The following is a 24254-nucleotide window of genomic DNA, read 5'->3' on the forward strand; positions in this document are numbered from 1 at the left end:
CGATCACCTGAGTGCGCGCTCCGTGACGAGCTCGCGCTCGGCGGCTTCGAGTATTCGGCGGAACGCGTAGGTCAGCAGCGGGACGCCGACGCGTCGCGTGAGGAAGCCGCCGATCACCGGGATGGACAGTTCGAACGTCGTCTGCCAGACGACTCGCGTGGCCGCGACGCCGTCGTCGCCGATCGAGCTGTCGAATGTCACCCGGCCTTCGCGATGACGGGACGGTGGAATGCTGCGGTACACGTCGTACTCGAACGAGTGCGGCGGATCGTAGGCGGTGATCCGCTCCCAGAACCAGCCGACCGCCCAACCGAGGACGCGTACCGCGCCGGTGCCGTACGGCGCCTCACGGCCGAGTGTGGCCAGGCGTTCGGTAAGCACAAGTGGGATGCCGGTGTAGTTGTGCGCGTTGCTGATCCAGTCGAACACGGCCTCGGCGGGGGCTTCGATGACGCGTTCTGCGGTCACGGTTTCCATGGTGATGTCCTTCCTCTGTCGAGACGATGGAGGTCGTCGATGCGGTGCAGCTTGTCGGGATTACGGACGGCATACACAGCGACGATGTGGTCGTCGCGGCAGTCGAACACCGCAACCGAATCGATGACGTCGTCGATACGGAACACGACCGCGGGGGCCTCGTTGAATCGTGCGAGTTCGACGCGGGCGTCCGACATCGCCGATCGCGCGAGGCCGATGGAGAAGGCGGCCACCCGGTCGGCGCCGTGCACCGCGTGCCGCGCGGCGGAGACCCGCCCGCCGCCGTCGGACATGTGCACCACATCCGAGGCGAGTACCGACAGCAGTTCGCCGAGGTCGCCGGTGCGGGAGGCCTGCAGGAACCGGACCACCAGGTCGTGTTCCTGACGTTCACGATCCACGTGGTTCCCGGGCCGGCGCGCCGCCGCGCGTGGTCGGCGGGCCGAGATGTGCCGCCGCGCCCGATGGGCGATCTGACGCACGGTGGCCGGTGACCTGTCGACGATCGCCGCGATCTCTTCGTGCGGGTAGTCGAAGACCTCATGAAGGACGAACACGGTCCGCTCGACCGGTGACAGCGTCTCGAGGACAAGCAGCATGGCCATCGACACCGACTCGGCCAGCACGACATCGTCGGCGGCGTCGCCGGTGCCCCCATGGGGTTCGGTCCGGATGGGTTCCGGCAGCCACTCGCCGACATATGTCTCGCGCCTGCGGTGCAGTGTTCGCAGGTGGTTCAGCGCGGTGCGACTCACCGCCGTCACCAGGTAGGCACGCGGATCGGCTATCGGACCGGCGTCCTGGGCACGCCAGCGCAGGTAGCAGTCGTGAACGACGTCTTCGGCATCTGTGGCCGAGCCGAGAATGTCGTAGCACGGTGAACAGGAGTGGACGCAGTTCGGTGAACACCGTGTCGTGGTCGGTTCCGGAAGCCTCGGGCACGTACCAATGACACCGCTCCCGACCCTGGTGTGACGCGCATTGGGTGTGTCGTGCATCACAGAAATCGAGTGGCGGCGCGCGCGTGTGCGCACGCCAGACCCGAGTCGTTGCCGCATTTCGCCTGCAACGCTCGGTAATCTCTGCAGGCGTGAACACCGTCGAGCCACCCGAACACGTGCTGAACACGTTCGGGCTGACCGCGCACCCGCCGATCCCGATGGGCGACTCCTGGATCGGTGGGTGGCGGGTCGGCGAGGTCGTGTTGTCGCTGGTCCCCGATCACGCCCGGGCCGCCTGGTCGGCGACCGTCCGCGAGAACCTGTACGTCGAAGGCCTGCGCATCGCGCGTCCGTTCCGCGCCACCGACGGTCGGTATGTGGTGTCCGGCTGGCGGGCGGACACCTACATCGCCGGTGCGCCGGAGCCGCGCCACGACGAGGTCGTCCTCGTCGCCGACCGGCTGCACGCGGCCACCGCGGGGCTGGAGCGCCCCAGGTTCCTGCTGCAGTCGCCGGCCCCGCCGCACACCGACGTCGACGTGTTCACCGCCGCGGACCGGGCGGCCTGGGAGGACGTCCCGCTGCGCACCGCGCGGGCAGCCGGTCTGGGCGAGCCGACCACTCCGGACGGCCAGGACAGCGTTCAGATGCTGAAAACCCTTGCCACCCTTCGTAAGAACGTCTCTCTCGAGTCACAGGTGGTGCATGGGGACCTGTTTGGCACCGTGCTGTTCGCCGGGGCCGCGGCACCCGGGATCACCGACATCGTCCCGTACTGGCGCCCGGCATCGTGGGCGGCGGCGGTGGTGGTGGTCGACTCCCTGGCATGGGGTGGCGCCGACGACGATCTCGTGCGACGCTGGGCCGATCAACCGGAGTGGTCGCAGATGATGCTGCGCGCCGTCATGTTTCGCCTGGCCGTCCACGCGTTACATCCCCGTGCCACCTCAGGCGCACTCCCGGGCCTGCAACGAGTGGTCGATCTCGTCCGGCTGATGCTGTAGTCGCAGGTCAGCGTCCACCACTTCCTTCTCACATCGGATCGCCCCGGATGTGAGCACAACGTGACTCTCAGGTCACGCGAGGGAAAATCGCGGCAACACTGGCTCCCTAACTTTGTCACCAATCGTCCGACAGAGTCGTCGGTCAATCAGCCTCACTCAAACGATTGGATGACTCATGCCCGTACTTCCCGCCTCCGTGCGGACCGCGTTGGCGCGCGACCACCGGATCACCGACTGGGACCCGGAGGACCGCGAAGCCTGGGACAACGGCAACGCCGCCGTCGCCAAGCGCAACCTGATCTGGTCGGTCATCTGCGAACACGTCGGATTCTCGGTGTGGTCGCTGTTCTCCGTGATGGCCCTGTTCATGGGACCCGAGTACGGCATCTCCCTGGACCAGAAGTTCATCATCGCGGCCACCGCCACCTTCGTCGGTTCCTGCCTGCGGATTCCCTATACCCAGGCGACCGCGATCTTCGGCGGACGTAACTGGGCCATCTTCAGTGCGATCGTGCTGCTCATCCCGACCGGGCTGACGATGATGCTGATGATGAACCCCGGCGAGTTCGGGTTCGGCTGGTTCCTGGCCGTCGCAGCCATGACCGGCTTCGGTGGTGGCAACTTCGCCAGCTCGATGACCAACATCAACGCGTTCTATCCGCAACGCCTCAAGGGATGGGCCCTGGGCCTCAACGCGGGTGGCGGCAACATCGGTGTCCCGGTCGTCCAGCTGATCGGTCTGGCCGTGATCTGGTTGTTCGCCGACCAGCCCGAGATCGTCTGTGCCATCTACCTCGTCGCACTCGCGGTGGCCGGTGTCGGCGCCGCGATCTACATGGACAACCTGGATCACCAGACCTCCAGCGGCCGGGCCATGATCGACTGCCTGAAGTTCAAGGACACCTGGCTCATCTGCCTGCTCTACATCGGTACCTTCGGCTCGTTCATCGGCTTCGGATTCGCGTTCGCCCAGGTGCTCAACATCAGCTTCACCGAGGCCGGCGCGGACAAGCCCGCCCTGGCTGCCGCTCAGATCGCGTGGATCGGCCCGCTGCTGGGTTCGATCTCACGGCCGTACGGAGGCAAGCTCGCCGACCGCATCGGTGGTGGCAAGGTGACGCTGTGGTGCTTCGCCGCGATGACCCTGTCCGCGTCGATCCTCGTGATCGCCGGCACCATCGCCGACAGCAACGGCACCATCAGCGGTGGAACGCTCACCGCGTTCGTCATCGGCTTCATCCTGCTGTTCCTGCTCTCCGGCATCTCCAATGGCTCGGTCTACAAGATCATCCCGACCATCTGGGAGAACAAGTCCAAGGAACTGGGCGGTCTCAACGCCCTGGGCAAGACCAAGTGGTCGCGCAGCATGTCCGGCGCACTCATCGGAATCGCCGGCGCTGCAGGCGGTCTCGGCGGTGTGGGTATCAACCTCGTGCTGCGGGCCAGCTATCAGTCGAATCAGTCGGCCACCGTGGCGTTCTGGATCTTCATGGGCTTCTACGTCCTCGCCGGTGTGATCACCTATCTGTTCTACGTCCGTCGTCCGATGGTCATCAGCGAGACCACCGACCTGCAGGTGGCCGCGGAGAAGACAGCGGCCACCGAGGCCAAGGACGGTTCGGGACCCGCCGACAAGGCGATGGCCTGAGCCGCCGCCCCAGACCGGAAACATCAAGGAGTTACCAGTGACCGAAGCATCGAAGACAGTCGTCGTGGTCGGCCACGGCATGGTGGGTCACCGTTTCGTACAGACCCTCCGTGCCCGAGACACCGACAACACCTGGCGAATCGAGGTGGTCTCGGAAGAGGCCGATCCCGCCTATGACCGGGTCGGGCTGTCCTCGTACGTCGGTTCCTGGCAGCGGGATTCGCTGGCACTCGACGGCAACACCTACGTCGGCGACCCCCAGGTGGTCACCCACCTGGGGGAGGCCGTGACCGACGTCGACCGCGCCGGTCGTCGGGTGATCACGTCGACCGGACGCGAGATCGGTTACGACGCACTCGTGCTCGCGACCGGTTCGTACGCCTTCGTCCCGCCGGTGCCGGGGCACGACAACGAGAAGTGCTTCGTGTACCGGACTCTCGACGACCTGGATGCGATCCGGGCGGCGGCCGACGCCGCCGGCCCGGGCGCGCCCGGGATCGTCGTGGGCGGTGGTCTCCTCGGTCTGGAAGCGGCGAACGCGCTGAAGCTGATGGGCATGTCGCCGCACGTCGTGGAGTTCGCGCCGCGACTGATGCCGATGCAGGTCGATGACGGCGGCGGCTCGGTGCTGGAGAACCTCGTCACCGACCTCGGCCTCACGGTGCACACCGGGGTCGGCACGGCGAACATCGCCGATTCCGAGTCGGGCGGTCTCACCGTGACCCTGTCGGACGACACCGAACTCGACGCCGCCGTGGTGGTGTTCTCGGCCGGTGTGCGGCCGCGCGACCAGGTCGCCCGTGACGCGGGACTCGCGGTCGGTGAGCGGGGCGGCGTGCTCGTCGACACCTCCTGTCGCACCGACGATCCCGACGTGTACGCGATCGGCGAGGTGGCCGCGGTCGAGGGTCGCTGCTACGGCCTCGTCGCGCCGGGGTACAGCACGGCCGAGGTCGTGGCCGACCAACTCCTCGGCCAGCAGACCACGTTCCCGGGCGCCGACATGTCCACCAAGCTCAAGTTGCTGGGTGTGGATGTCGCCAGTTTCGGCGACGCGATGGCGACCACCGAGAACTCGCTGGAGATCGTCTACCACGACCCCGTTGCCGGGCGGTACGCCAAGGTGGTGGTCTCCGACGACGCCAAGACACTGCTCGGCGGCATCCTCGTGGGTGATGCGTCGGCATACGCGCTGCTCAAACCGATGGTGGGCAGCGAGATCCCCGGCGACCCCGCGGCACTCATCGCACCCGCCTCGGGTCCCGCGGTCGGCGTCGACGCGCTGCCCGACGAGGCCGAGATCTGTTCGTGTAACGGCGTTTCCAAGGGAACCATCTGCTCGGCGATCGCCGACGGCGCCTGCGAGATCGCCGACATCAAGAAGACCACCTGCGCCGGAACCACCTGCGGTGGCTGTCTGCCGAGCGTCAAGTCGTTGCTCGCCGCATCCGGTGTCGAACTGTCCAAGGCGCTCTGTGAGCACTTCGAACAGTCCCGTGCGGAACTCTTCGAGATCATCTCGGTGACCGGCATCCGCACGTTCTCCGAGATCATCGAGCGATACGGATCCGGACAGGGCTGCGACATCTGCAAGCCGACGGTGGCGTCCATCCTGGCCTCCACGTCGAGCGACCACATCCTCGACGGCGAGCAGGCGTCCCTGCAGGACACCAACGACCACTTCCTCGCCAACATGCAGAAGAACGGCTCCTACTCGGTCGTCCCGCGCATGCCGGGCGGGGAGGTGACCCCCGAACAGCTCATCGTGATCGGTGAGATCGCCCGTGACTTCGGTCTGTACACCAAGATCACCGGTGGTCAGCGCATCGACCTGTTCGGCGCCCGCGTCGACCAGCTCCCGGAGATCTGGCGTCGCCTCGTCGATGCCGGCATGGAATCCGGGCACGCCTACGGCAAGAGCCTGCGCACGGTGAAGAGCTGCGTCGGGTCCACCTGGTGCCGCTACGGTGTGCAGGATTCGGTGGGCATGGCGGTCCTGTTGGAGAAGCGCTACCGCGGCCTGCGGTCGCCGCACAAACTGAAGTTCGGTGTGTCGGGCTGTGCCCGCGAATGCGCCGAGGCGAGGGGCAAGGACGTCGGTGTCATCGCCACCGAGCACGGGTGGAATCTCTACGTCGCCGGCAACGGTGGGCAGAGCCCGAAGCATGCCCAGCTGCTGGCCAGTGGAGTGGATGACCAGACGCTGGTCGCCTACATTGATCGTTACCTGATGTTCTACATCCGCACCGCCGATCGCCTGCAGCGCACCGCGCCGTGGCTGGAGGCGATGGAGGGCGGACTCGATCATCTGAAGGCGGTGGTCTGCGACGACAGCCTGGGTCTCGCGGCCGATCTGGAATCGGCCATGGAACGCCATGTCGTCGGCTACCGCGACGAGTGGGCAGCGGTACTCGAAGACGAGGAGAAGCTCAAGCGCTTCGTCTCGTTCGTGAACGCACCGGAGGTGGTCGACCCGACGATCCAGTTCACCGACGCCGACACCGAACGCAAGATCCCGGTCCTGCTCGACATGCCGTCGATGCCCGGCCGCGCCGACGGTCAGCTCGACGTCCGCGAGGCCACCGAACGAGAAGGAGTGCCGACATGACAGTCGCTGAGCAGTCGGCGGCGAACGAGCCCGCAGACCCGACGACCTCCCCCGATGCGGTGCCCGGCACCTGGGTGCGCGCCTGCGCGATCTCGGACCTGGCGATCGGACGCGGGGCAGGTGTTCTCGGCCCGGACTTCGAGCAGGCAGCGTTGTTCCGCATTCCCGCGATGGAGACCGACCGTGAGGCCGTCGTCGGACGAACCCGGCTCTACGCAATCGGCAACATCGACCCGTTCTCCCGTGCCGCGGTCCTGTCGCGCGGGGTGGCCGGTGACCGCGGCGGCGAACCGACCGTCGCGAGTCCGCTGGGCAAGCAGGTGTTCTCCCTGCGCACCGGTATCTGCCTCGACGACGAGTCGATGTCGGTGCCCAGTTACGCCGTACGTGTCGTCGACGACATCGTCGAGGTGTACTTCCAGCGCCGATGAACAACAGGAGAGATTCGGCCCTCGCCGACGACGCCGAGACGCTGCCCCTTGCCGGATTCACGATCGGGATCACCGCGGCCCGCCGCGCCGAAGAGTTCGCGGCATTGCTCACCCGCCGAGGTGCGGAGGTGATGGCGGCACCCACGATCCGCATCCTGCCGCTGGTGGACGACACCGAACTGGAGGAGGTCACCGAGACGATCATCGGCGACCCGCCGGATCTGATGGTGGCCACCACGGGGATCGGCTTCCGCGGTTGGGTCGAGGCCGCCGACGGGTGGGGAAGTGCCGAGCCACTGATCACCGCTTTGGGTAAGAGCCGGCTCATCGCGCGAGGACCCAAGGCGAAGGGCGCGATCCGTGCGGCCGGACTCCGAGAGGAGTGGTCGCCGGAGAGCGAATCGTCGTCGGAGGTCCTCGACCGTCTCCTGGAAGAGGGGGTCGACGGTGTGCGTATCGCGGTGCAGTTGCACGGGGCGACGACCGAATGGGAGCCGCTGCCCGATTTCTGCGCCGTGCTGCGCGCCGCAGGTGCGGAGGTGCTGCCGATCCCGGTGTACCGCTGGAACATGCACCCCGACGTGGATCGCATCGACCGGATGATCGGCGCCGTGATCCGTGGTGACATCGACGCGATCACCTTCACCAGCGCGCCGGCCGCCGCGTCGATCCTCACGCGCGCCAAAGAGCTCGGGAAGCTGCAGCAGTTCCTGCACGCCATGCGCACCGCGGTGCCGGTGATGTGTGTGGGCTCGGTGACCGCCGGTCCGCTCGAGGCGCTGCAGATCCCCACCACCTACCCGAAACGGTTTCGGCTCGGCGCGCTTGCGCGGCTGATCACCGACGAGCTGCCCCGGAGAAGCCACAACTTGCGAGTCCACGGCCACGACACCGCGATTCGAGGACAGGCGGTGATCGTCGACGGGGAACTGCGCGAGTTGTCGGCGACCAGCCTGATCATGCTCAAGGCGTTGGCGGCGTCGCCCGGCCGAGTGGTCTCGCGCCAGGAACTGCTGGCCGGACTGCCCGGCGACAGCTCCGACACCCATGCCGTGGAAGTGGCCGTGGCCCGACTGCGCAACGCGCTGGGTGATCCGAAGATGATCCAGACCGTGGTCAAGCGGGGATACCGCCTCGCGGTCGACCTGGAGTACGAGGGAGAGGAGGACGGCGAGTGAGACATCGTCATACCCGTCAATACCTGCCGTTCGGTGACCGGCTGCGTGACATCAGCCCGGTCCTCGTTGCACACGGGACCCGGAATCCCCATGGCGTCAACGTCATCGCGGAGATCGCCGAGAAGGTCGGCGAGCGCGTCGGGACCACCCGGACCGCGTTCGTCGACGTCCTCGGCCCCACCCCGGCGGAGGTCATCGGCGACGTCGACCGCCCCGCGGTGTTGGTGCCGGCGTTCCTCGCCTCGGGATACCATGTGCGCAAAGATCTCCCGCACCATGTCGAGGCCGCCGGGCGTGCCGACACGGTGGTGACGCGTGCCCTCGGGCCCGACCCGGCGATCGCCGACGTCGCGCGACTGCGGTTGGTCGAGGCGGGATGGGAACCCGGCGACTCCGTCGTACTCGCCGCTGCCGGTTCCTCCGACGAGAGCGCTTGTGGTCAGGTGCATCTCGCTGCGCGGCAGCTCGAGTCGATCATCGGTGGACGGGTCGAGGTGGGGTTCATCACGACGGCGACGCCGACGGTTCCCGAGGCGGTGGAACGTGCCGCGCGCCACGGCCGTCGGGTGGTGATCGCCAGCTACCTGTTGGCGCCCGGGCTGTTTCATCAGCGACTCCATACCTACGGCGCCGATGCCGTCGCCGATCCGCTCGGCGCCGACCGCCGCATCGTCGACCTCATCGTGACCCGCATGCGCGCGGCGATCAGCCCATACCGTCGGCAGGCGCGGGTCAGTGGCTGACTGGCCCATTCCGTTCCCGTTGGTTGTGTGGCCGCTTTTTCATTTCCGGTGGTCGAGTAGCCGCACTCCTCTCACCGCTGGTCGGGGCCGCCGCACTCCTCTCACCGCTGGTCGGGGCCGCCGCACTCCCTCTTACCGCTGGTCGAGTAGGAGCGAGCCGCTAGGCGAGCGACGTATCGAGACCTCTTGCGGCTCAAATAGGTCTCGATACGCCACTCGGCTAGCGCCTCGTGGCTACTCGACCATCGGGGGAGTCGTGGCTACTCGACCATCGGTTGAGGCGTCCACCGACACTCCCGCAGGGCAATCCGCCCGGAGTGAATGGGCACGCCTTCGGCGGCAAGCCTTTCCAGCTGCCGGGAGGCCAGATGCGCGGCCGGCCGCCCGGAGGCCGGGACCACTCGATGCCACGGCAGGTCGGCCGAGTCGGTACGCATGATCCATCCGACGATGCGCGGACTCGACAATCCGGCCGCGTGGGCGAGGTCGCCGTACGTGGTGACACTGCCGGCTGGGATCGCCGCGACGAGGCTGCGGACCCGTTCGACGTCGGCGTCGGTGACGGCGGCCACGCTCAGGCCCCGTCCAGCCGTTCGCGGATCAGCCGTGCGGTGAGCGCCGGCTCGAGGTAGGGCACCATGTGCCCGCAGTCGGCGTGCACGACACGTACCGAGTCCTCCTCGGCGCAGGCCTCGAGAAACGCCGGGCGCACGAACGGCGGGTCCACCCGGTCGGCGACGACGATGCTCGTCGGGATGCCTCTCGGCGGCAACACGGCGTCGCGAGCCATCTCACTCCATGCCGTCGCAGCAGCGGCCGCGCTGACCCGCCAGCCGACCCGGCCGTTGTCCAGGGGACATAGATGCTCTTCGATCTCCCTGTCCAGCAACGACTCCGGGATGTCTGCCCAGCCTTCCTCGCGTTTCGCGGCGCGCGCTGCGTCTGCATCGGCGTAATCCCAGTGCGCCAGACTGTCGGTGGCGACCTGCAAGGCCCACGCCGGGTCCAGGCCCTGCGCCGGGTCCAGGAGCACCAGCCCACGGACGGCGTCCGCGAGCCGATGCGCGAGACGGACCGCCAGGGCGCCGCCGAACGAGTGACCGATGATTACGAACGGTTCCGCATCACCCGGGATGTGCTCGGCGACGACCGCCACCAGCGCGTCGATATGGTCGGTGAACGACCACGGCGGCGTCCACGGTGACCGGCCGTGCCCGAGCAGGTCGGGCGCCACGACCCGGACGTCGGCCAGATGCTCGCGCGCCAGCGCCTGCCACCTCAGCCCGTGCCCCGTCAGCCCGTGCAACGCCAGCACGGTCGGCGTCGCCGGCGCCTCCGGCCCGAACACATGAGTGGTCAACGACATGACGCCATCCTGCCGCAGTGGGCACGCGCCGGCGACGTGCGCATCGGGCCCGGCTCCGTCGCGACCGTTGTCGGGACCGCATGCTTCGATGGGGAAATGGTCCGACGCAGCGATGCCACCGCCCCGGGTGGCGGGTCCGCTCTGCGTACCCGGCTCACCCCCGCCCCGACCGTCGACGACCGGCGACGACGGTGGCCGGCCCACGTGTCCCGGGTCATCGACTCACCGGTGACCCGTGAGACGGACCGCGCGTGGTCGCCGATCCGGGTGCACGGCGGCCCCGGCACCGGCAAGACCTCGGTGATCGTCGACGCCGCGGTGGCACGTCTGCTGCGCGACGACGTCGACGACGAGTCCGTGCTGGTGCTCGCCGCGTCACGGCGTGCCGCCGCATCCTTGCGCGAGGAGATCACCCGGCGGGTCCTGGCTGCGTCTCCCGACGTGGCCGGCGCCGGCCCGGAGGATCGGGCCCTACGCGAGCCCCTGGTCCGAACCGTGCATTCCTATGCGTTCGCGGTGCTGCGGTTGCAGGCGTCGGCCCACGGGAATCCTCCGCCCCGGCTGATCACCGGCTCCGAGCAGGACATGGTGCTGCGTGAACTGCTCGCCGGCGACATCGAGGACGGCGCACAGTACTGGCCGGAGCGGCTTCGACCCGCGTTGGGCACCGACGGATTCGCACAGGCCCTGCGCGACCTGATGATGCGCGCAGCGGAACGGGGCGTGGGTCCGGAGGAGCTCGGCGCACTCGGCCGCGAGCACCGCCGACCCGAATGGGTGGCGGCCGGTCGTGCCTACGCGCAGTACGAGCAGAACATGTTGTTGCGCGGGGTGGTGGGTGCCGATGCTCCCGGCGCCTCGGCGCCCGCGGTGGACGCGGCGGAACTCATCGGGTCGGCGCTGTCCGCGTTCGCCACCGACCCCGACCTGTTGGCCGGGCAGCGGCGTCGCATCCGGCATCTGTTGGTCGACGACGCACAACACCTCGATCCGCAGGCCGCAGGGCTGGTGACGTTGATCGGGACGGGTGCCGATTCGACGATCATCGCCGCCGACACGGACCAATCGGTGTTCGGCTTCCGCGGAGCGAGCCCGCGGTTCGTCGACGGGCTCGCGGAGTCCGGATCAGCGCGGGACATATTGCTGGACAGCTCTTTTCGTACCCATCCCGAGATCGCCGCGGTCGGGGCCGCGCTCACCGCGCGCCTACCCGGCGCACGCCCGCACCCGTACCCGGAGGATCTCCAGCGCGACGGCGCCGAAGCTCTTACGGGATTCGGCGACGGCGCGGAGGTCAGGGTGTTCAGTTCGTCGGCCAAGGAGGCCACCGCGGTGGCCGACCTGCTGCGACGTGCCCACCTGTTCGGCGGCGTGCCCTGGTCGCGGATGGCGGTCATCGTGCGTTCGGTCTCGCTGGCGCTGCCCGCGCTTCGTCGGGCGTTCCGGTCGGCGGGCGTGCCGGTCACGACTCCGACGAGCGACCTGCCGCTGCATCGCCAGCGCGCGGTCGCCGCCCTGATGCAGGTGCTGCGGGTGGTGGCGGCGCGGGAGGCCGAACCGGACGTGGCTGCCGAGGAATTCACCGTCGACGATGCGGTCGCCCTGTTGGGCGGTCCGATCGGCGGCGCCGACCCGGGGGCGATGCGGCGCCTGCGGCGCGGGGTGCGGCGGCTCGACGAACGCACCGGCGGGGGCGCCGCCACCGACTCGCTGATCGCGATCCGGCACGCGCTGATCGACCGCACGTCGGCCGAGAAGTACATCCGCGGGCTCACCGACGCAGAGGCCCGACCGCTGGTCCGGACCCTCGACGTCATCGACGCCGCCGATCGGGCACACCGCTCGCGCCGCGGCATCGAGGAAACCCTCTGGGCGGCCTGGCAGACCACCGGCCTGGAACGACGCTGGGCATCGAGCGCGATCCGCGGTGGCCCGGCGGGTGAGCAGGCAGACCGGGATCTCGACGCGGTGATGGCGATGTTCGAGGCGGCCGCGAACTTCGTCGACACGCTGCCGGCCGCCGGCCCGGCTGGTTTCGTCCGCTATCTGGGAGCGTTGCAGATCCCGCGGGACAGTCGCCTCGCCGGGTCGGCCTCGGACGCGGTCACGGTGCTCTCGGCGCACGCCGCCGCGGGCCGCGAATGGGACGTGGTGGCGGTGGCCGGTGTGCTGGACGGGTTGTGGCCGTCGTTGCGCAGTCGCGGCAGTGTCCTGGCGACCGGCCAGCTCGTCGACCTCCTCGACGGCGTCGATCCGGATGCCCTCGACACCGTGGCGCGGTCGACCTCGGCGCTCGCCGACGAACGCCGGCTGCTGCTGGTGGCGTGTACCCGGGCACGCCGACGGCTCCTGGTCACCGCCGTGGACGACGGCGGCGGGGACGCATCGCCCTCGCGGTTCGTCGTCGAGGTCGCCGACGCGATCCGGCGGTATCGGGGCCTGGCCCCGGCGGACGCAGACGACGAGACGGACGTCGCCCTCGCCGAGTTGCCCCTCGATCCGGGCGTCGACCGGGTTCTGTCGTTGCCATCGCTGGTGGCGACGCTGCGGTCGGAGGTCGTCGCGGGCATGCGCGGACTTTCACCCGACGGCGAACCCGGGCCGCGGGCCGTCGCCGCCGCCGAACTGCTTGCGCAGCTGGCGGATTCCGACATTGCCGGCGCTGCGCCACGTGACTGGTTCGGACTGGGCGGTCCGAGTACCGAGACAGCCCTGTGGACCCCGGACCGGGGGCCGGTCACCTTGTCGCCGTCCAACGTCGAATCACTGACCCGCTGCTCGCTGCGGTGGGTCCTCGAACGCCACGGCGGGCGCGACGGTGACGGTACGCCCGCGCTGACGGGCAGCCTCGTGCACACGCTCGTCCAGGCAGTCGCCGGACAGATCGACCCGGCCGAGGTCACCGCCGCGCTGCGCGGGATCTGGGACCGCGTGGACACCGGCGCGGCGTGGTATTCGGTTCGTGAGCTCGAACGTGCCGAGGGGATGCTGACGAATTTCCGGGACTGGCTGCGGATCTCGCGAGATGACCTGTCGGAGATCGGGGTCGAGGCCGAGATCGACGCGACGGTGCCCGCAGGTCCCGGTGCCCCTGACCCCGGTGCCCCCGATACCGGTGAGCGCGGGCCCGACGACACCGAGATGGCGGTTCGGTTGCGCGGGCGGATCGACCGCCTGGAACGTGACGCCCAGGGCCGGCCGGTGGTGGTGGACGTGAAGACCGCAAAGTCGGCGGTGTCCAAGGCAGACGCGCAGGACCACGCACAGTTGGCGACGTATCAGCTCGCCCTGGCGCTCGGCGGCACCGCGGAATCCGGCACGGCGCCTGCCGAACCGGGCGGTGGGCGGCTGGTGTACGTGTCGTCGGCGAACAAGAACACCGGCGCCGCGGAGCGGGTGCAGGACCCACTCACCACCGAACAGGTCGACGAATGGATCTCCGTGGTGCGGGGCGCCGCCCGCGCCAGCATCGGGCCCGTGTTCGCCGCGACCCGCAACCCCGGCTGCAGCCACTGCGCCCTGTCCACCAGCTGCCCGGCGCAGCTGCGCGGCAAGTCGGTGATCGATGACTGACCGGCCCACCATCTCGGCCGTGGCGATCTCCGCCGCTCTCGGGCTCCCGACACCCACCCCGGAACAGGTCGCAGTGATCGAGGCGCCGATGGAACCGGTGCTGGTCGTCGCCGGCGCCGGTGCGGGCAAGACGGAGACGATGGCGGCGCGGGTCGTGTGGCTGGTCGCCAACGGATTAGTCGCACCCGACGAGATCCTCGGTCTCACCTTCACACGCAAGGCGGCCAGCGAGCTCGGCGCGCGCATCAGGCGCCGACTGTCGATGTTGGCGGGTTCACCCGCGCTGCGCGGCTGGGACCCGGACGGTTCGATCGCCGCCCGACTCGGTGGTGGCGACCCCGAGGTCAGCACCTATCACGCCTACGCCGGACGCCTGATCGCCGACTACGGACTGCTGCTACCGGTGGAACCCAACTCGACCCTGCTGTCGGAAACCGAGTTGTGGCAGATGGCCTTTGCGGTGGTGTCGAACTGGACGGGCGAGTTGCGCACCACGAAGGTCCCGGCCAGCGTCACCGAGGCGGTGCTGAAGCTCTACGGGGAGATGGCCGAGCATCTCGTCGACATCGATGATCTGCGCCGCGCCGGTGACGATCTGTACGAACTGATCGACACCCTGCCGAAGGGCCCCCGTCAGCGCGACACCCCGACCCAGGCATTGCTGAAGGTCAAAGACGTCATCGACGAACGGCGCGAACTCATCCCGATGGTCATCGCGCTCGGTGAGACGATGCGGGCGGCGACCGCCCTCGACTTCGGCAGCCAGATGTCACTGGCCGCCCGGCTGGTCATGCGGAATCCGGAAGTGGTTGCCGCCGAGCGGGAATCGTTCAAGGCCGTGTTACTCGACGAGTACCAGGACACCGGTCACTCGCAACGGGTGCTGCTCGCGACGCTGTTCGGTCGCGCACCCGGGAAGCCGAAGCGGGCTGCCGCACGCGACACCTCGGTGGCGGTGACCGCCGTCGGCGATCCGATCCAGTCGATCTACGGCTGGCGCGGCGCGTCGGCGGCCAACCTGCCCCGCTTCACCGACGATTTCCGGCAGTCCGACTCGTCACCGGCGCAGCGGCTGGAACTGCTGACGAGCTGGCGCAACGCGGCCCACGCGTTGCGGCTGGCCAACGAGACGTCGGAAGAGCTTCGCCGCAAGGGGATACCGGTGAGTGTGCTGCGGCCCAGGCCGGATGCCCCGACCGGGAGTGTCGACGTGGCGTTGACCGAGACCGTGGTCGACGAACGGCGCTGGATCGGCGAGCACATCGAGCGGATCTATCGGGGCGCCGAGACCGCCGGAGATGCGCCGCCGACCACCGCCGTCCTGGTCCGCCGCAACGACGACTCCGCGCCCATCGCCGCCGAACTCGAGAGCCGCGGTATACCCGCCGAGGTCGTCGGCATCGGCGGGCTGCTGCATGTTCCGGAGATCGAGGACGTGGTGGCGATGCTGCGACTGATCGCCGACCCGATGGCCGGCACCGCGGCGATGCGGCTGTTGACGGGCGCGCGATGGCAGCTCGGCGCGGGCGACCTGGCCGCATTGTGGAAGCGGGCCACCGAACTCGCGGCCGTGGAGTTCACCGCGTCCGGCGGCGTCGTCGCCTCTCGGGAAGAGCTCGACGAGGCTCTCGACGCGGTGCTGCCCACCGAGATCGTCGATCGTGCCGGAATCGCCGACGCCCTCGTCGATCCGGGCGAGGCTCACCGGTACAGCTCCGAGGGTTTTGCACGCATCCGGGCGTTCGGCGCACAACTGGAGTCGCTGCGCCGCCGGATCGGGCAGCCGCTGCCGGAACTGGTCGCCGACGTCGAGAACACCATCGGCGTGGCCGTGGAGGCCCAGATCCGGGCCCGCCGCATGCGCGGGGCGATCACCGGCCGTGAGCATCTGGACGCGTTCGCGGAGTACGTCACCAGTTACGCCGAACGGCCCGGCGCCAATCTGCCCGGCCTGCTGGCCTTCTTGGATACCGCGGAGACCATCGAGAAAGGACTCGAACCCGGCCGGATCGAGGTGGCCGAGCAGCGGGTGCAGATCCTCACCGTGCATGCGGCGAAGGGTCTGGAATGGGATGTGGTGGTGGTACCGCATCTGTGCGAGAACATCTTTCCCGGCGGCCGCGCGGACACCACGTGGCTCGGCAGCGCGAAGGAGTTGCCGGCCGGCTTGCGGGGTGATCTCGCCGACGACACCAACGCGGAAGGGTTCCCGCCGTTGGACCTGCGCGCGGCGGCCGACCGCAAGGAACTCGAGGCGGCGCTGACCGAACACAAGGAGGCGATCGCGCAGCGCCGACTCGAGGAGGACCGGCGCCTCCTCTACGTCGCGCTGACCCGGGCCAAACACTCGCTGCTGATCTCGGCGCACCACTGGTCGGAGACGGGGGACCGGCCCCGGGGCGGATCGTCGTTCTTCACCGAGATCCGCGGGATCGTCGCCGCCGCGATCGACGACCCGACGATCGAGTCGACGGGCATGGCCATCGCGATCGACACGCCGGAACCGCCCGACGGCGCGACGAATCCGCTGGCCGACCAGGTCGTCAGCGCGCCATGGCCGCGAGATCCGTTGGGGGAGCGGCGCGACGCGGTGGCCGACGCGTCGCGTCTGGTCGCCGACGCCATCTCCCGGCGCGGTACCCCGGCACTGTTCGACCCGACACCGGACACCCTCGCGACCGACGGTGTGTCCACGAGCGAGGACGAGGAGATCGCCGCGTGGCGATCGGAGGTGGACGCGCTGCTCGCCGAGCACCACCGCACCAATCAGGCAGAGATCGATGTCGCGTTGCCGACGCACCTCTCGGTGAGTCAACTCGTCGAACTCGACGCCGACGAAGCCGCGTTCGCGCGCCGCCTGCGTCGGCCCACCCCTTTCGCGCCGAACCCGACGGCGCGCCGCGGCACGGCCTTCCATGCCTGGGTGGAAGGGTGGTTCGGCGCGACGCGCCTGCTCGACATCGACGAACTGCCCGGCGCCGCCGACGCCACCGCGGCCCCGGACACGGATCTCGACGAGCTGCGCGAGGCATTCCTGGCGTCCCGGTGGGCCCAACGCAGCCCGACCGAGGTGGAGGTGCCGTTCGAGACGGTGATCGGTCCGACGGTCATCCGCGGCCGCATCGACGCGGTCTTCGCCGAACCCGACGGCGGGTGGCTGGTCGTGGACTGGAAGACCGGATCGGTCCCCGAACCGGCGCGACGCGAGTCGTTGTTCGTTCAGCTCGCGGCCTACCGGATCGCCTGGGCCCAACTCGCCGGGGTGCCGTTGGAGAAGGTCCGGGCGGCATTCCACTACGTGCGCTCCGGCTACACCCTGGAGCCCGATGACCTGCCCGATCGACCCGCTCTCGCTGCACTGTTGGCGAAATGAGCTAGATTCCCCTTCGTGAGCGAACGGCAGCACACGTGAGGCGACCGTCCGGTTTCCGGCGGCGCCTGCGTTCCGAGCACCTGTCCGAGGGGCCCGACTATGCGCTGGTCGATGTCGTCCGGATCCCCGAGCTGCGGCAGAGTCCGGCGCGGGCCATCGGCAAGCGCGTCGTGTACGCCTTCGTGGCGCTGTTCTCCACCGCCGTGCTCGTCTATCTCGACCGGGACGGCTACAGCGACACCCAGGGCGACGGACTGAGCTTCCTGGATGCGATGTACTACTCCGCGGTGAGCCTGTCGACCACCGGATACGGCGACATCGCCCCGATCACCCCGTTCGCGCGCCTGACCAACCTGCTGATCATCACCCCGCTGCGCGTGCTGTTCCTGATCGTGTTGATCGGAACCACACTGGAGGTGCTGACCAAGGAGTCGCGGCAGGCACTCAAGATCCAACGTTGGAGGAACGCCGTGCGCAACCACACCGTCGTCATCGGTTACGGCACCAAGGGCCGGACCGCCGTGGATGCGATGATCGGCGACGGCACCAAGCCGTCGGAGATCGTGGTGGTCGATGCCGACCCGAACGTGCTCGACGCGGCCGCGTCGGACGGACTCGTCACGGTGCGCGGCGACGCCACCAAGTCCGACGTGTTGCGGCTGGCCGGTGTGGCGCACGCAGCCAGCATCGTCGTGGCCGCCAACCGCGACGACACCGCGGTCCTGGCCACCCTGACCGCCCGCGAGATCAACCCACGCGCCAAGATCGTCGCGTCGATCCGGGAGTCCGAGAACACCCATCTGATGCGCCAATCCGGTGCGAACTCGGTGGTGGTGTCGTCGGAGACCGCGGGCCGCCTGCTCGGTATCGCGACGATGACGCCGTCGGTGGTGGAGGTCATCGAGGACCTGCTCACCCCCGACGCCGGATACGCGATCGCCGAACGTGAGGTCGAGCCGACAGAGTCGGGCGGTTCGCCCGCCCACACGCGCGACATCGTGCTGGGAGTGGTGCGCAACGGCGTGCTGCACCGCGTCGACGACAGCGAGGTCGAGCAGATCGAAGTCGGCGACCGGCTCCTGTATGTGCGCAAGGGATCCTCGGACTGATGGGTGACTTCATCCTGGCGGAGCCGCCGCTGCTGGCGCGGTCGACGGTCGATCGCGCCGACGACATCCGCGATGATCCCGACCGGATGCGGTCGGGGTGGCCGGGTGCCCTGGTCTTGCAGATCGACGCCGCGGGACGCTACCCGGTATCCGAGGACGGCGGGCTGCGGTGGGCCGACGCCACCGACCTCGGAAGGGAACCGCCGGCGGACGCCGTCTTCCTCGGTGTGGCCGGCACCGACCTGTGGGCGATGCGCACCGACACGCTCGACGGCCGTACCGACGACCCGCGGCGTGGGGCGCACGGTCTCGCAGCCGACGAGGCGGGCCTGCTGGCCACCGCGCTCGGCATCCTCAACTGGCATGCCACCGCACGGTTCTCGCCGGTCGACGGAACACCCACCCATCCCGCGCGGGGCGGGTGGGTGCGCCGCCATCCGGAGACCGGGGTCGACGAGTTCCCCCGAACCGATCCGGCCATCATCACCGTGGTCCACGACGGCGCCGACCGGCTGCTGCTGGGCCGGCAGTCCGTCTGGCCGGACGGGTGGTATTCGACCCTGGCCGGGTTCGTCGAGCCGGGTGAGTCACTGGAACAGTGCGTGGTCCGGGAGGTCCACGAGGAGGTCGGCATCACCGTGACCGACCCCCGCTACCTCGGCAGCCAGCCGTGGCCGTTCCCGCGGTCGTTGATGTTGGGATTCGCCGCGATCGGCGACCCGGACGCGCGCCTGGAGTTCCTCGACGGCGAGATCGGCGACGCCGCCTGGTTCGACCGTGCCGAGGTCATCGACGCCCTGGAAACCGGGACCGAATGGGTGCGCGGCGACGGTTCGGTGGGGACCGAAGCCGGGGAGCGGCGGCTTCGACTTCCCGGCTCGATCTCCATCGCGCGGTCCCTGATCAGCGCCTGGGCCTACGGGCAGCGCTGACGTCCGGCGGCGGGGCCGACCGTGGACGCCCGGTCGGGAACACGCGCCCGGCATCTGCTGTTGTGGATGACATGAGCAACGTGATCGACGACGACGCCTCGGCCCGGGTCTCCGACACCGGCGAGCTGACCATGTACACCACCAGCTGGTGCGGGTACTGCGCACGACTGAAGACCGGGCTGAAGAGCCTCGGCCTGAAGTGGCAGGAGGTGGACATCGAGCTGAACCCCGATGCCGCGGAGTTCGTGGGCAGCGTCAACGGCGGCAACCACGTCGTCCCGACCGTGCTCTACGCCGACGGCACCACGGCGACCAATCCGTCGATCGCGGACGTCAAGGCGAAACTGGGCGTCTGACCGTTCTTGGCGACGCGCCATCCTGAGGGCCACGGAGGCGCGGACGCCTCATGGTGACGCGGCCGCGCTGTCGGCGGCCGGTGGCATAGTGGACCGGTGCCCGATCCCCACCGCATCCTCGACGGTCTCGACCCCGAGCAGCAGCGTGCGGTGCTGGCACCGCGGGGACCGGTGTGTGTTCTCGCCGGCGCCGGCACCGGCAAGACCCGCACCATCACCCGCAGAATCGCGCATCTGATCGACAGCGGACAGGTGGGCCCCGCCCACGTCCTCGCCGTCACCTTCACCACGCGGGCCGCCGGCGAGATGCGCGCCCGCCTGCGATCGCTCGATGCCATCGGACCCGGCGCGCCAGTCGCGGCACAGACATTTCACGCCGCCGCGCTCCGGCAGCTGCGGTATTTCTGGCCGCGTGGCCTCACCTGGGAACTGCTCGATCACAAGCTCCCGGTGGTGGCCCGGGCCGCCCGGCACGTCGGCATCACGACGACCAGCGAGACGCTGCGAGACCTCGCCTCCGAGATCGAATGGGCCAAGGGATCTCTGATCACCCCCGACGACTATGTGGCGCGCGCCGCCGCGGCGGGCCGGGAAACCCCGTACGACCACGAGTCGGTGGCCGCCGTGTTCGACACCTATGAGGTGGCCAAGCGCGACGGTGCGCACCTGATGTTCGACTTCGACGACCTGATCATCTACGCCGCCGAGGTCCTCGCCGAATCCGACGCCGCTTCCGACTTCCGTTCTCGCTACCGGTGTTTCGTCGTGGACGAGTATCAGGACATCACGCCGGTGCAGCAGCGTCTGCTCGACGTCTGGCTCGGGGAACGGGACAACCTCACGGTCGTCGGGGACGCCAACCAGACGATCTACTCGTTCGCCGGGGCGACGGCCGACTACCTGCTCGGGTTCACCCGCCGCTTCCCGGAGGCCACACTGGTGCGGCTGGAACGGGACTACCGCTCCACCCCCGAAGTCGTCGCGGTGGCCAACCAGGTCATCGCCGCGGCCGAGGAACGCAGTCCCGGCACCCGCCTCGAGCTCATCGGGCAGCGCCCCCGGGGTCCCGTCCCGCGCCCGGCGGAGTTCGCCGACGACATGCGGGAGGCCCGCGGGGTCGTCGCGCAGATCAAACATCTGGTCGGTGCCGGCACCGACCCGGCGGAGATCGCGATCCTCTACCGGGTCAACGCACAGTCCGAGCGCTTCGAGGAGGCGCTCACCGAGGTCGGAATCCCTTATCAGGTGCGTGGGTCGGAGGCATTCTTCACCAGGACCGAGATCGTTCAGGCCATGCGCAAGCTCACCGCGACCGCTGACCGCGACGACCTGCCGGCCGACGCCGAACCGATCCGCGTGGTCCGTGCGGTGCTCGCCCCGCTCGGGCTGACCGACGATGAGCCGGTCGGGCCGCACGCGAAGGCACGGTGGGAGTCGTTGCGCGCGTTGATGTCCGTCGTCGACGAACTCATCACCGACGAGCCGGGCATGTCGTTGCGGCGCCTGGTGACCGAGCTGACCATGCGTGCCGAAGAGCGCCACACACCCGAACGGACCGGCGTGACGCTGGCGTCGCTGCATGCGGCCAAGGGTCTGGAGTGGGATGCGGTCTTCCTCGTCGGCCTGACGGAGGGGTCGGTGCCGATCGCGCAGGCGATCGGGCACGGGGCTCGGGCGATCGAGGAGGAGCGTCGGCTCTTCTACGTCGGCATCACGCGTGCCCGTGAGCACCTGTATCTCTCGTGGAGCCTGTCCCGGACCGGTAGTGGCCGCGTGAGCAGGCGCCGAACCCGGTTCCTGGACGGCATCGACCTCGATCCGCGCCGCAGCAGCCGGTGCCGTGAGTGCGGCGCCCAGCTGGTGAACCCCGAGTCCCGCGTGCGTGGCCGGTGCGGGAGTTGCCGCATCGAGGAACGCGGTGACGGCCTGCTCGCGGCCCTGCGCAGTTGGCGCAGCAGTCACGCCCGCGAACGGGGCGTCGGCGAACTCGCGATCCTCACCGACGCGATGCTGGAGGCGATCGCGGACCGCCGACCCGACGACACCCGGACACTGGGGGCCATTCCCGGGATCGGCCCGGTGAAGCTCGAGCAGTTCGGCGGTGAACTCGTCGAACTCGTCAAGACGAATCGGGCAGGGTGAAAACCGCAGGTCAAAAATAGGTTGTGCGATCTTTGCCGCGACCTCTACTCTGGATTCGTCAGCACGGGGAGAGATCCGTATGTCCGTAACGGGTCACCTCATGAGTGGAAGCCCTCGAGCACAGAAAGGAGCGGATCAGTGAACGGAATCCACATTCAGGCGAGCCTCGGCGCGCCTGTCGCAAAGCCGTGTATGGCTCTCGCCATCGGCGCATTCCGTCGCGACCGCTCCTGGGTCGACGAGACCCGAGTGCGCCTGATGGCACTCCATCCGGCAGCCGGGCGGGTAGCGAACGCACCCGCAGGCGCCGCAATCGCCGCAGCGCGAGCGCCGCAGCGGTTCCCCGTGCAGATACGAAATTCTCGGAGTCACTGACTCCGACTTCGGGCCACGGGCGAATCGCGAAGGCGAACCCGTGGCCCTTTGTGAATGACCTCATCCGGCACTCATCCCAGTGGATGGGCGTCGAGGTCGACATTCCGCAATCGGAATCTCACATCGGGACTCGGGTGCACCAACACCCAACACGAGCAGATGTGGAGAGCAGAATGACTGTCGAATGCGTTCTCGAGTCCTGTCTTTCGGCGGACCGCGAGTCGGTCGGTCGCCTTGACCTGCCCTGCCAGGTGGCCGACGCCGATCTGTGGTTCGCCGAGGATCCCCGAGATCTCGAGCGGGCGAAGGCCATGTGTGCCGAATGCCCTTTGCAGCGTGCCTGCCTGCAGGCCGCACTCGACCGTGCAGAGCCCTGGGGGGTCTGGGGCGGCGAGATCTTCGAGCGCGGCGCGGTGATCGCGCGCAAGCGCCCCCGCGGACGGCCGCGCAAGAACGTCGCGTGACGACCGTATCGACACCTACGCGCACCGATCCTTACGGACGGTGCGCGTAGGTGTTTGTCGGCGGCGCTGCCGGCAGGGCGAGTGAACGCGCGGCGTCCTACCACGCGCTCACCGTGCGGCCTGCGCGTCTGGTCGGACGGTGCGCGTTGACCGGCCCCGCCGTCCGGGGCTCAGTCCGCGAGCCCGGGCACCCACTTCTCCATGATCGCCCGGTAGGGCGCATTCGCCTCGAGCTGCGAGGCGATACCAACACAACCGGCGAGAACCCGGAACACCATCACATAGTTCTTGGGCACGTTCAGATTCCGCGACGTCTTGTACACGTCACCGCGGACGTCGGTCGCCTTGCCGGCGGCCCGCTGCATCCACTTGCGGGTGAAGTGGAACGACTCGGAGTACAGCGGATCGACGTACGGCTTGAGGTAGGCCTCGATGTCGGCCGCACTGACCCGATCGGCCCGCGACGCGAGGATGAAGTCGGTCTGCACCATGAGCTCTTTGAGCTCGGCGTACTGCTTGTCGCGGGCGAGACGGAGGATCGGTCCGGTCTCGGCGGGCAGCCCGTTGGGGTAGTGGCCGACGGCACCGAAGTCGAGCGCACCGAAACGACCGTCCGGGGTGATGAAGAAGTTCCCCGGATGCGGATCGCCGTGCAGGAGTCCCGACCGGAACGGTGAACTCACCTCGAATGTCGCCATTTTCGCGGCCGCGTCGTCGCGGGTCTGCTGGTCGCCGGAGACGATGATCTTCGACAACGGTGTGCCGACAAGCCATTCCGAGACGATGACCTTGGGTGCGCTGGCCACCACCTTGGGGATGACGAAGTCGGGATCGCCGTCGAACGCCTTCGCGAATGCCCGCTGATTGTCGGCCTCACCGAGGTAGTCCAGCTCCGCCTCGGTGCGGTCGATGAGTTCGTCCATCATCGCCTTGACATCGGTGCCCGGCGACAGCCTCTGCAGGACACCCGACATCCGCGACAAGGTCTTCAGATCGGCCTTCAGAGCGTGGTCGGCGCCCGGGTACTGGACCTTGACGGCCACCTCGCGGCCATCGGACCAGATGCCCTTGTGGACCTGCCCGATACTCGCCGAGGCGGCGGGTTCGTCGGAGAAGTCGCGAAAGCGCTCACGCCACTTCGTCCCGAGCTGTTGGTCGAGAACCTTGTGCACCTTCGGTGCAGGCAATGGCGGCGCTTCGGCCTGCAGCTTGGTCAGGGCCTCGCGGAACGGTTCCCCGAACTCGTCCGGGATCGCGGCCTCCATGATGGACATGGCCTGCCCGACCTTCATGGCCCCGCCCTTGAGCTCCCCGAGAACGGCGAACAGCTGTTCGGCGGCCCGCTCCAGCATCTCCTGCTGGACCTCGTCCTTGTCCCGGCCGACCATACGTTTGCCGAGCCCGGCCGCAGCTCGTCCTGCCATTCCGATCGGCAGCGACGCGAGTCTCGCGTTCCGTCGTCCCTGCCCCCGAGCGATGTCACTCATAGCGTCCTTTCCCCACAACAGAATAGAGGACCGGCCGATCGGGCCGG

Annotated in this window: 17 protein-coding genes and 1 pseudogene; 13 read left to right on the plus strand and 5 right to left on the minus strand. The window is 68.9% G+C overall.

Translation table 11 applies throughout. From position 1 onward, the window contains the following. Positions 1 to 3 precede the first annotated feature (3 nt). Together V1Y59_RS01665 and V1Y59_RS01670 are read right to left on the minus strand one after the other, a co-directional pair. Entirely contained in the window at positions 4 to 468 is a 465-nt protein-coding gene (locus V1Y59_RS01665; RefSeq protein WP_431309072.1) for an SRPBCC family protein, read from the minus strand. After that, positions 465 to 1419: pseudogene (locus tag V1Y59_RS01670) on the minus strand (RNA polymerase sigma-70 factor). The gene V1Y59_RS01665 and the pseudogene V1Y59_RS01670 overlap by 4 nt, the downstream one beginning before the upstream one ends. 148 nt (positions 1420 to 1567) lie before the next feature. On the opposite strand from V1Y59_RS01670, the gene V1Y59_RS01675 reads away from it, so the two are divergent. From V1Y59_RS01675 to V1Y59_RS01700, 6 genes are all read left to right on the plus strand, one after another. Further along, on the plus strand, positions 1568 to 2422 hold the full coding sequence (locus tag V1Y59_RS01675) for a TIGR02569 family protein (protein WP_330503084.1): 855 nt from the start codon (positions 1568 to 1570) through the stop codon (positions 2420 to 2422). 175 nt (positions 2423 to 2597) lie between these two features. Continuing rightward, positions 2598 to 4070: a nitrate/nitrite transporter gene (locus V1Y59_RS01680; protein ID WP_330503085.1), complete on the plus strand. Its 1473-nt coding sequence runs from the start codon at positions 2598 to 2600 to the stop codon at positions 4068 to 4070. A 37-nt stretch (positions 4071 to 4107) separates the two neighbouring features. Continuing rightward, positions 4108 to 6678 (plus strand): nitrite reductase large subunit NirB, encoded by a 2571-nt coding sequence (nirB, locus tag V1Y59_RS01685; protein WP_330503086.1) that lies wholly within the window; start codon positions 4108 to 4110, stop codon positions 6676 to 6678. After that, the gene (nirD, locus tag V1Y59_RS01690; RefSeq protein ID WP_330503087.1) at positions 6675 to 7109 is read left to right on the plus strand and encodes a nitrite reductase small subunit NirD; all 435 of its coding nucleotides are present in this window, start codon (positions 6675 to 6677) and stop codon (positions 7107 to 7109) included. The genes nirB and nirD overlap by 4 nt, the downstream gene beginning before the upstream one ends. Beyond that, positions 7106 to 8287 carry a uroporphyrinogen-III synthase gene (locus V1Y59_RS01695; protein WP_330503088.1) on the plus strand — a complete coding sequence of 394 codons (1182 nt, stop codon included), beginning with the start codon at positions 7106 to 7108 and terminating at the stop codon, positions 8285 to 8287. Before nirD ends, V1Y59_RS01695 begins: the two co-directional genes overlap by 4 nt. Continuing rightward, positions 8284 to 9030 (plus strand): sirohydrochlorin chelatase, encoded by a 747-nt coding sequence (locus V1Y59_RS01700; RefSeq protein WP_330503089.1) that lies wholly within the window; start codon positions 8284 to 8286, stop codon positions 9028 to 9030. The genes V1Y59_RS01695 and V1Y59_RS01700 overlap by 4 nt, the downstream gene beginning before the upstream one ends. A gap of 260 nt (positions 9031 to 9290) precedes the next feature. On the opposite strand, the gene V1Y59_RS01705 is transcribed toward V1Y59_RS01700, so the two are convergent. Beyond that, positions 9291 to 9602, minus strand: a complete 312-nt coding sequence (locus V1Y59_RS01705; protein WP_330503090.1) for an MGMT family protein — start codon at positions 9600 to 9602, stop codon at positions 9291 to 9293. 2 nt (positions 9603 to 9604) lie between these two features. Further along, on the minus strand, positions 9605 to 10396 hold the full coding sequence (locus tag V1Y59_RS01710) for an alpha/beta fold hydrolase (protein WP_330503091.1): 792 nt from the start codon (positions 10394 to 10396) through the stop codon (positions 9605 to 9607). Between the two features lie 96 nt (positions 10397 to 10492). On the opposite strand from V1Y59_RS01710, the gene V1Y59_RS01715 reads away from it, so the two are divergent. The 7 genes from V1Y59_RS01715 (at position 10493) to V1Y59_RS01745 (ending at position 22720) form a co-directional block, all read left to right on the plus strand. Further along, positions 10493 to 13969, plus strand: coding sequence for an ATP-dependent helicase (locus V1Y59_RS01715; RefSeq protein ID WP_330503236.1), 3477 nt, complete (start codon positions 10493 to 10495; stop codon positions 13967 to 13969). Then, entirely contained in the window at positions 13962 to 17342 is a 3381-nt protein-coding gene (locus tag V1Y59_RS01720; RefSeq protein WP_330503092.1) for an ATP-dependent helicase, read from the plus strand. The genes V1Y59_RS01715 and V1Y59_RS01720 overlap by 8 nt, the downstream gene beginning before the upstream one ends. Positions 17343 to 17377: 35 nt before the next feature. Next, positions 17378 to 18451 (plus strand): potassium channel family protein, encoded by a 1074-nt coding sequence (locus tag V1Y59_RS01725; protein WP_330435506.1) that lies wholly within the window; start codon positions 17378 to 17380, stop codon positions 18449 to 18451. Beyond that, positions 18451 to 19383, plus strand: a complete 933-nt coding sequence (gene nudC, locus V1Y59_RS01730) for an NAD(+) diphosphatase (protein ID WP_330503093.1) — start codon at positions 18451 to 18453, stop codon at positions 19381 to 19383. Before V1Y59_RS01725 ends, nudC begins: the two co-directional genes overlap by 1 nt. Positions 19384 to 19454: 71 nt before the next feature. Next, on the plus strand, positions 19455 to 19739 hold the full coding sequence (locus tag V1Y59_RS01735; RefSeq protein ID WP_330435501.1) for a mycoredoxin: 285 nt from the start codon (positions 19455 to 19457) through the stop codon (positions 19737 to 19739). Between the two features lie 96 nt (positions 19740 to 19835). Next, positions 19836 to 21881: an ATP-dependent DNA helicase UvrD2 gene (locus V1Y59_RS01740; protein WP_330503095.1), complete on the plus strand. Its 2046-nt coding sequence runs from the start codon at positions 19836 to 19838 to the stop codon at positions 21879 to 21881. A gap of 548 nt (positions 21882 to 22429) precedes the next feature. Further along, positions 22430 to 22720, plus strand: a complete 291-nt coding sequence (locus tag V1Y59_RS01745) for a WhiB family transcriptional regulator (protein ID WP_330435498.1) — start codon at positions 22430 to 22432, stop codon at positions 22718 to 22720. Between the two features lie 170 nt (positions 22721 to 22890). Here V1Y59_RS01745 and V1Y59_RS01750 read toward each other — a convergent pair whose 3' ends face one another. Further along, positions 22891 to 24207, minus strand: coding sequence for an ABC1 kinase family protein (locus tag V1Y59_RS01750; RefSeq protein WP_330503096.1), 1317 nt, complete (start codon positions 24205 to 24207; stop codon positions 22891 to 22893). Between the last annotated feature and the right edge of the window lie 47 nt (positions 24208 to 24254).

The organism is Gordonia prachuapensis (assembly GCF_036350515.1).
GTDB lineage: Bacteria > Actinomycetota > Actinomycetes > Mycobacteriales > Mycobacteriaceae > Gordonia > Gordonia prachuapensis.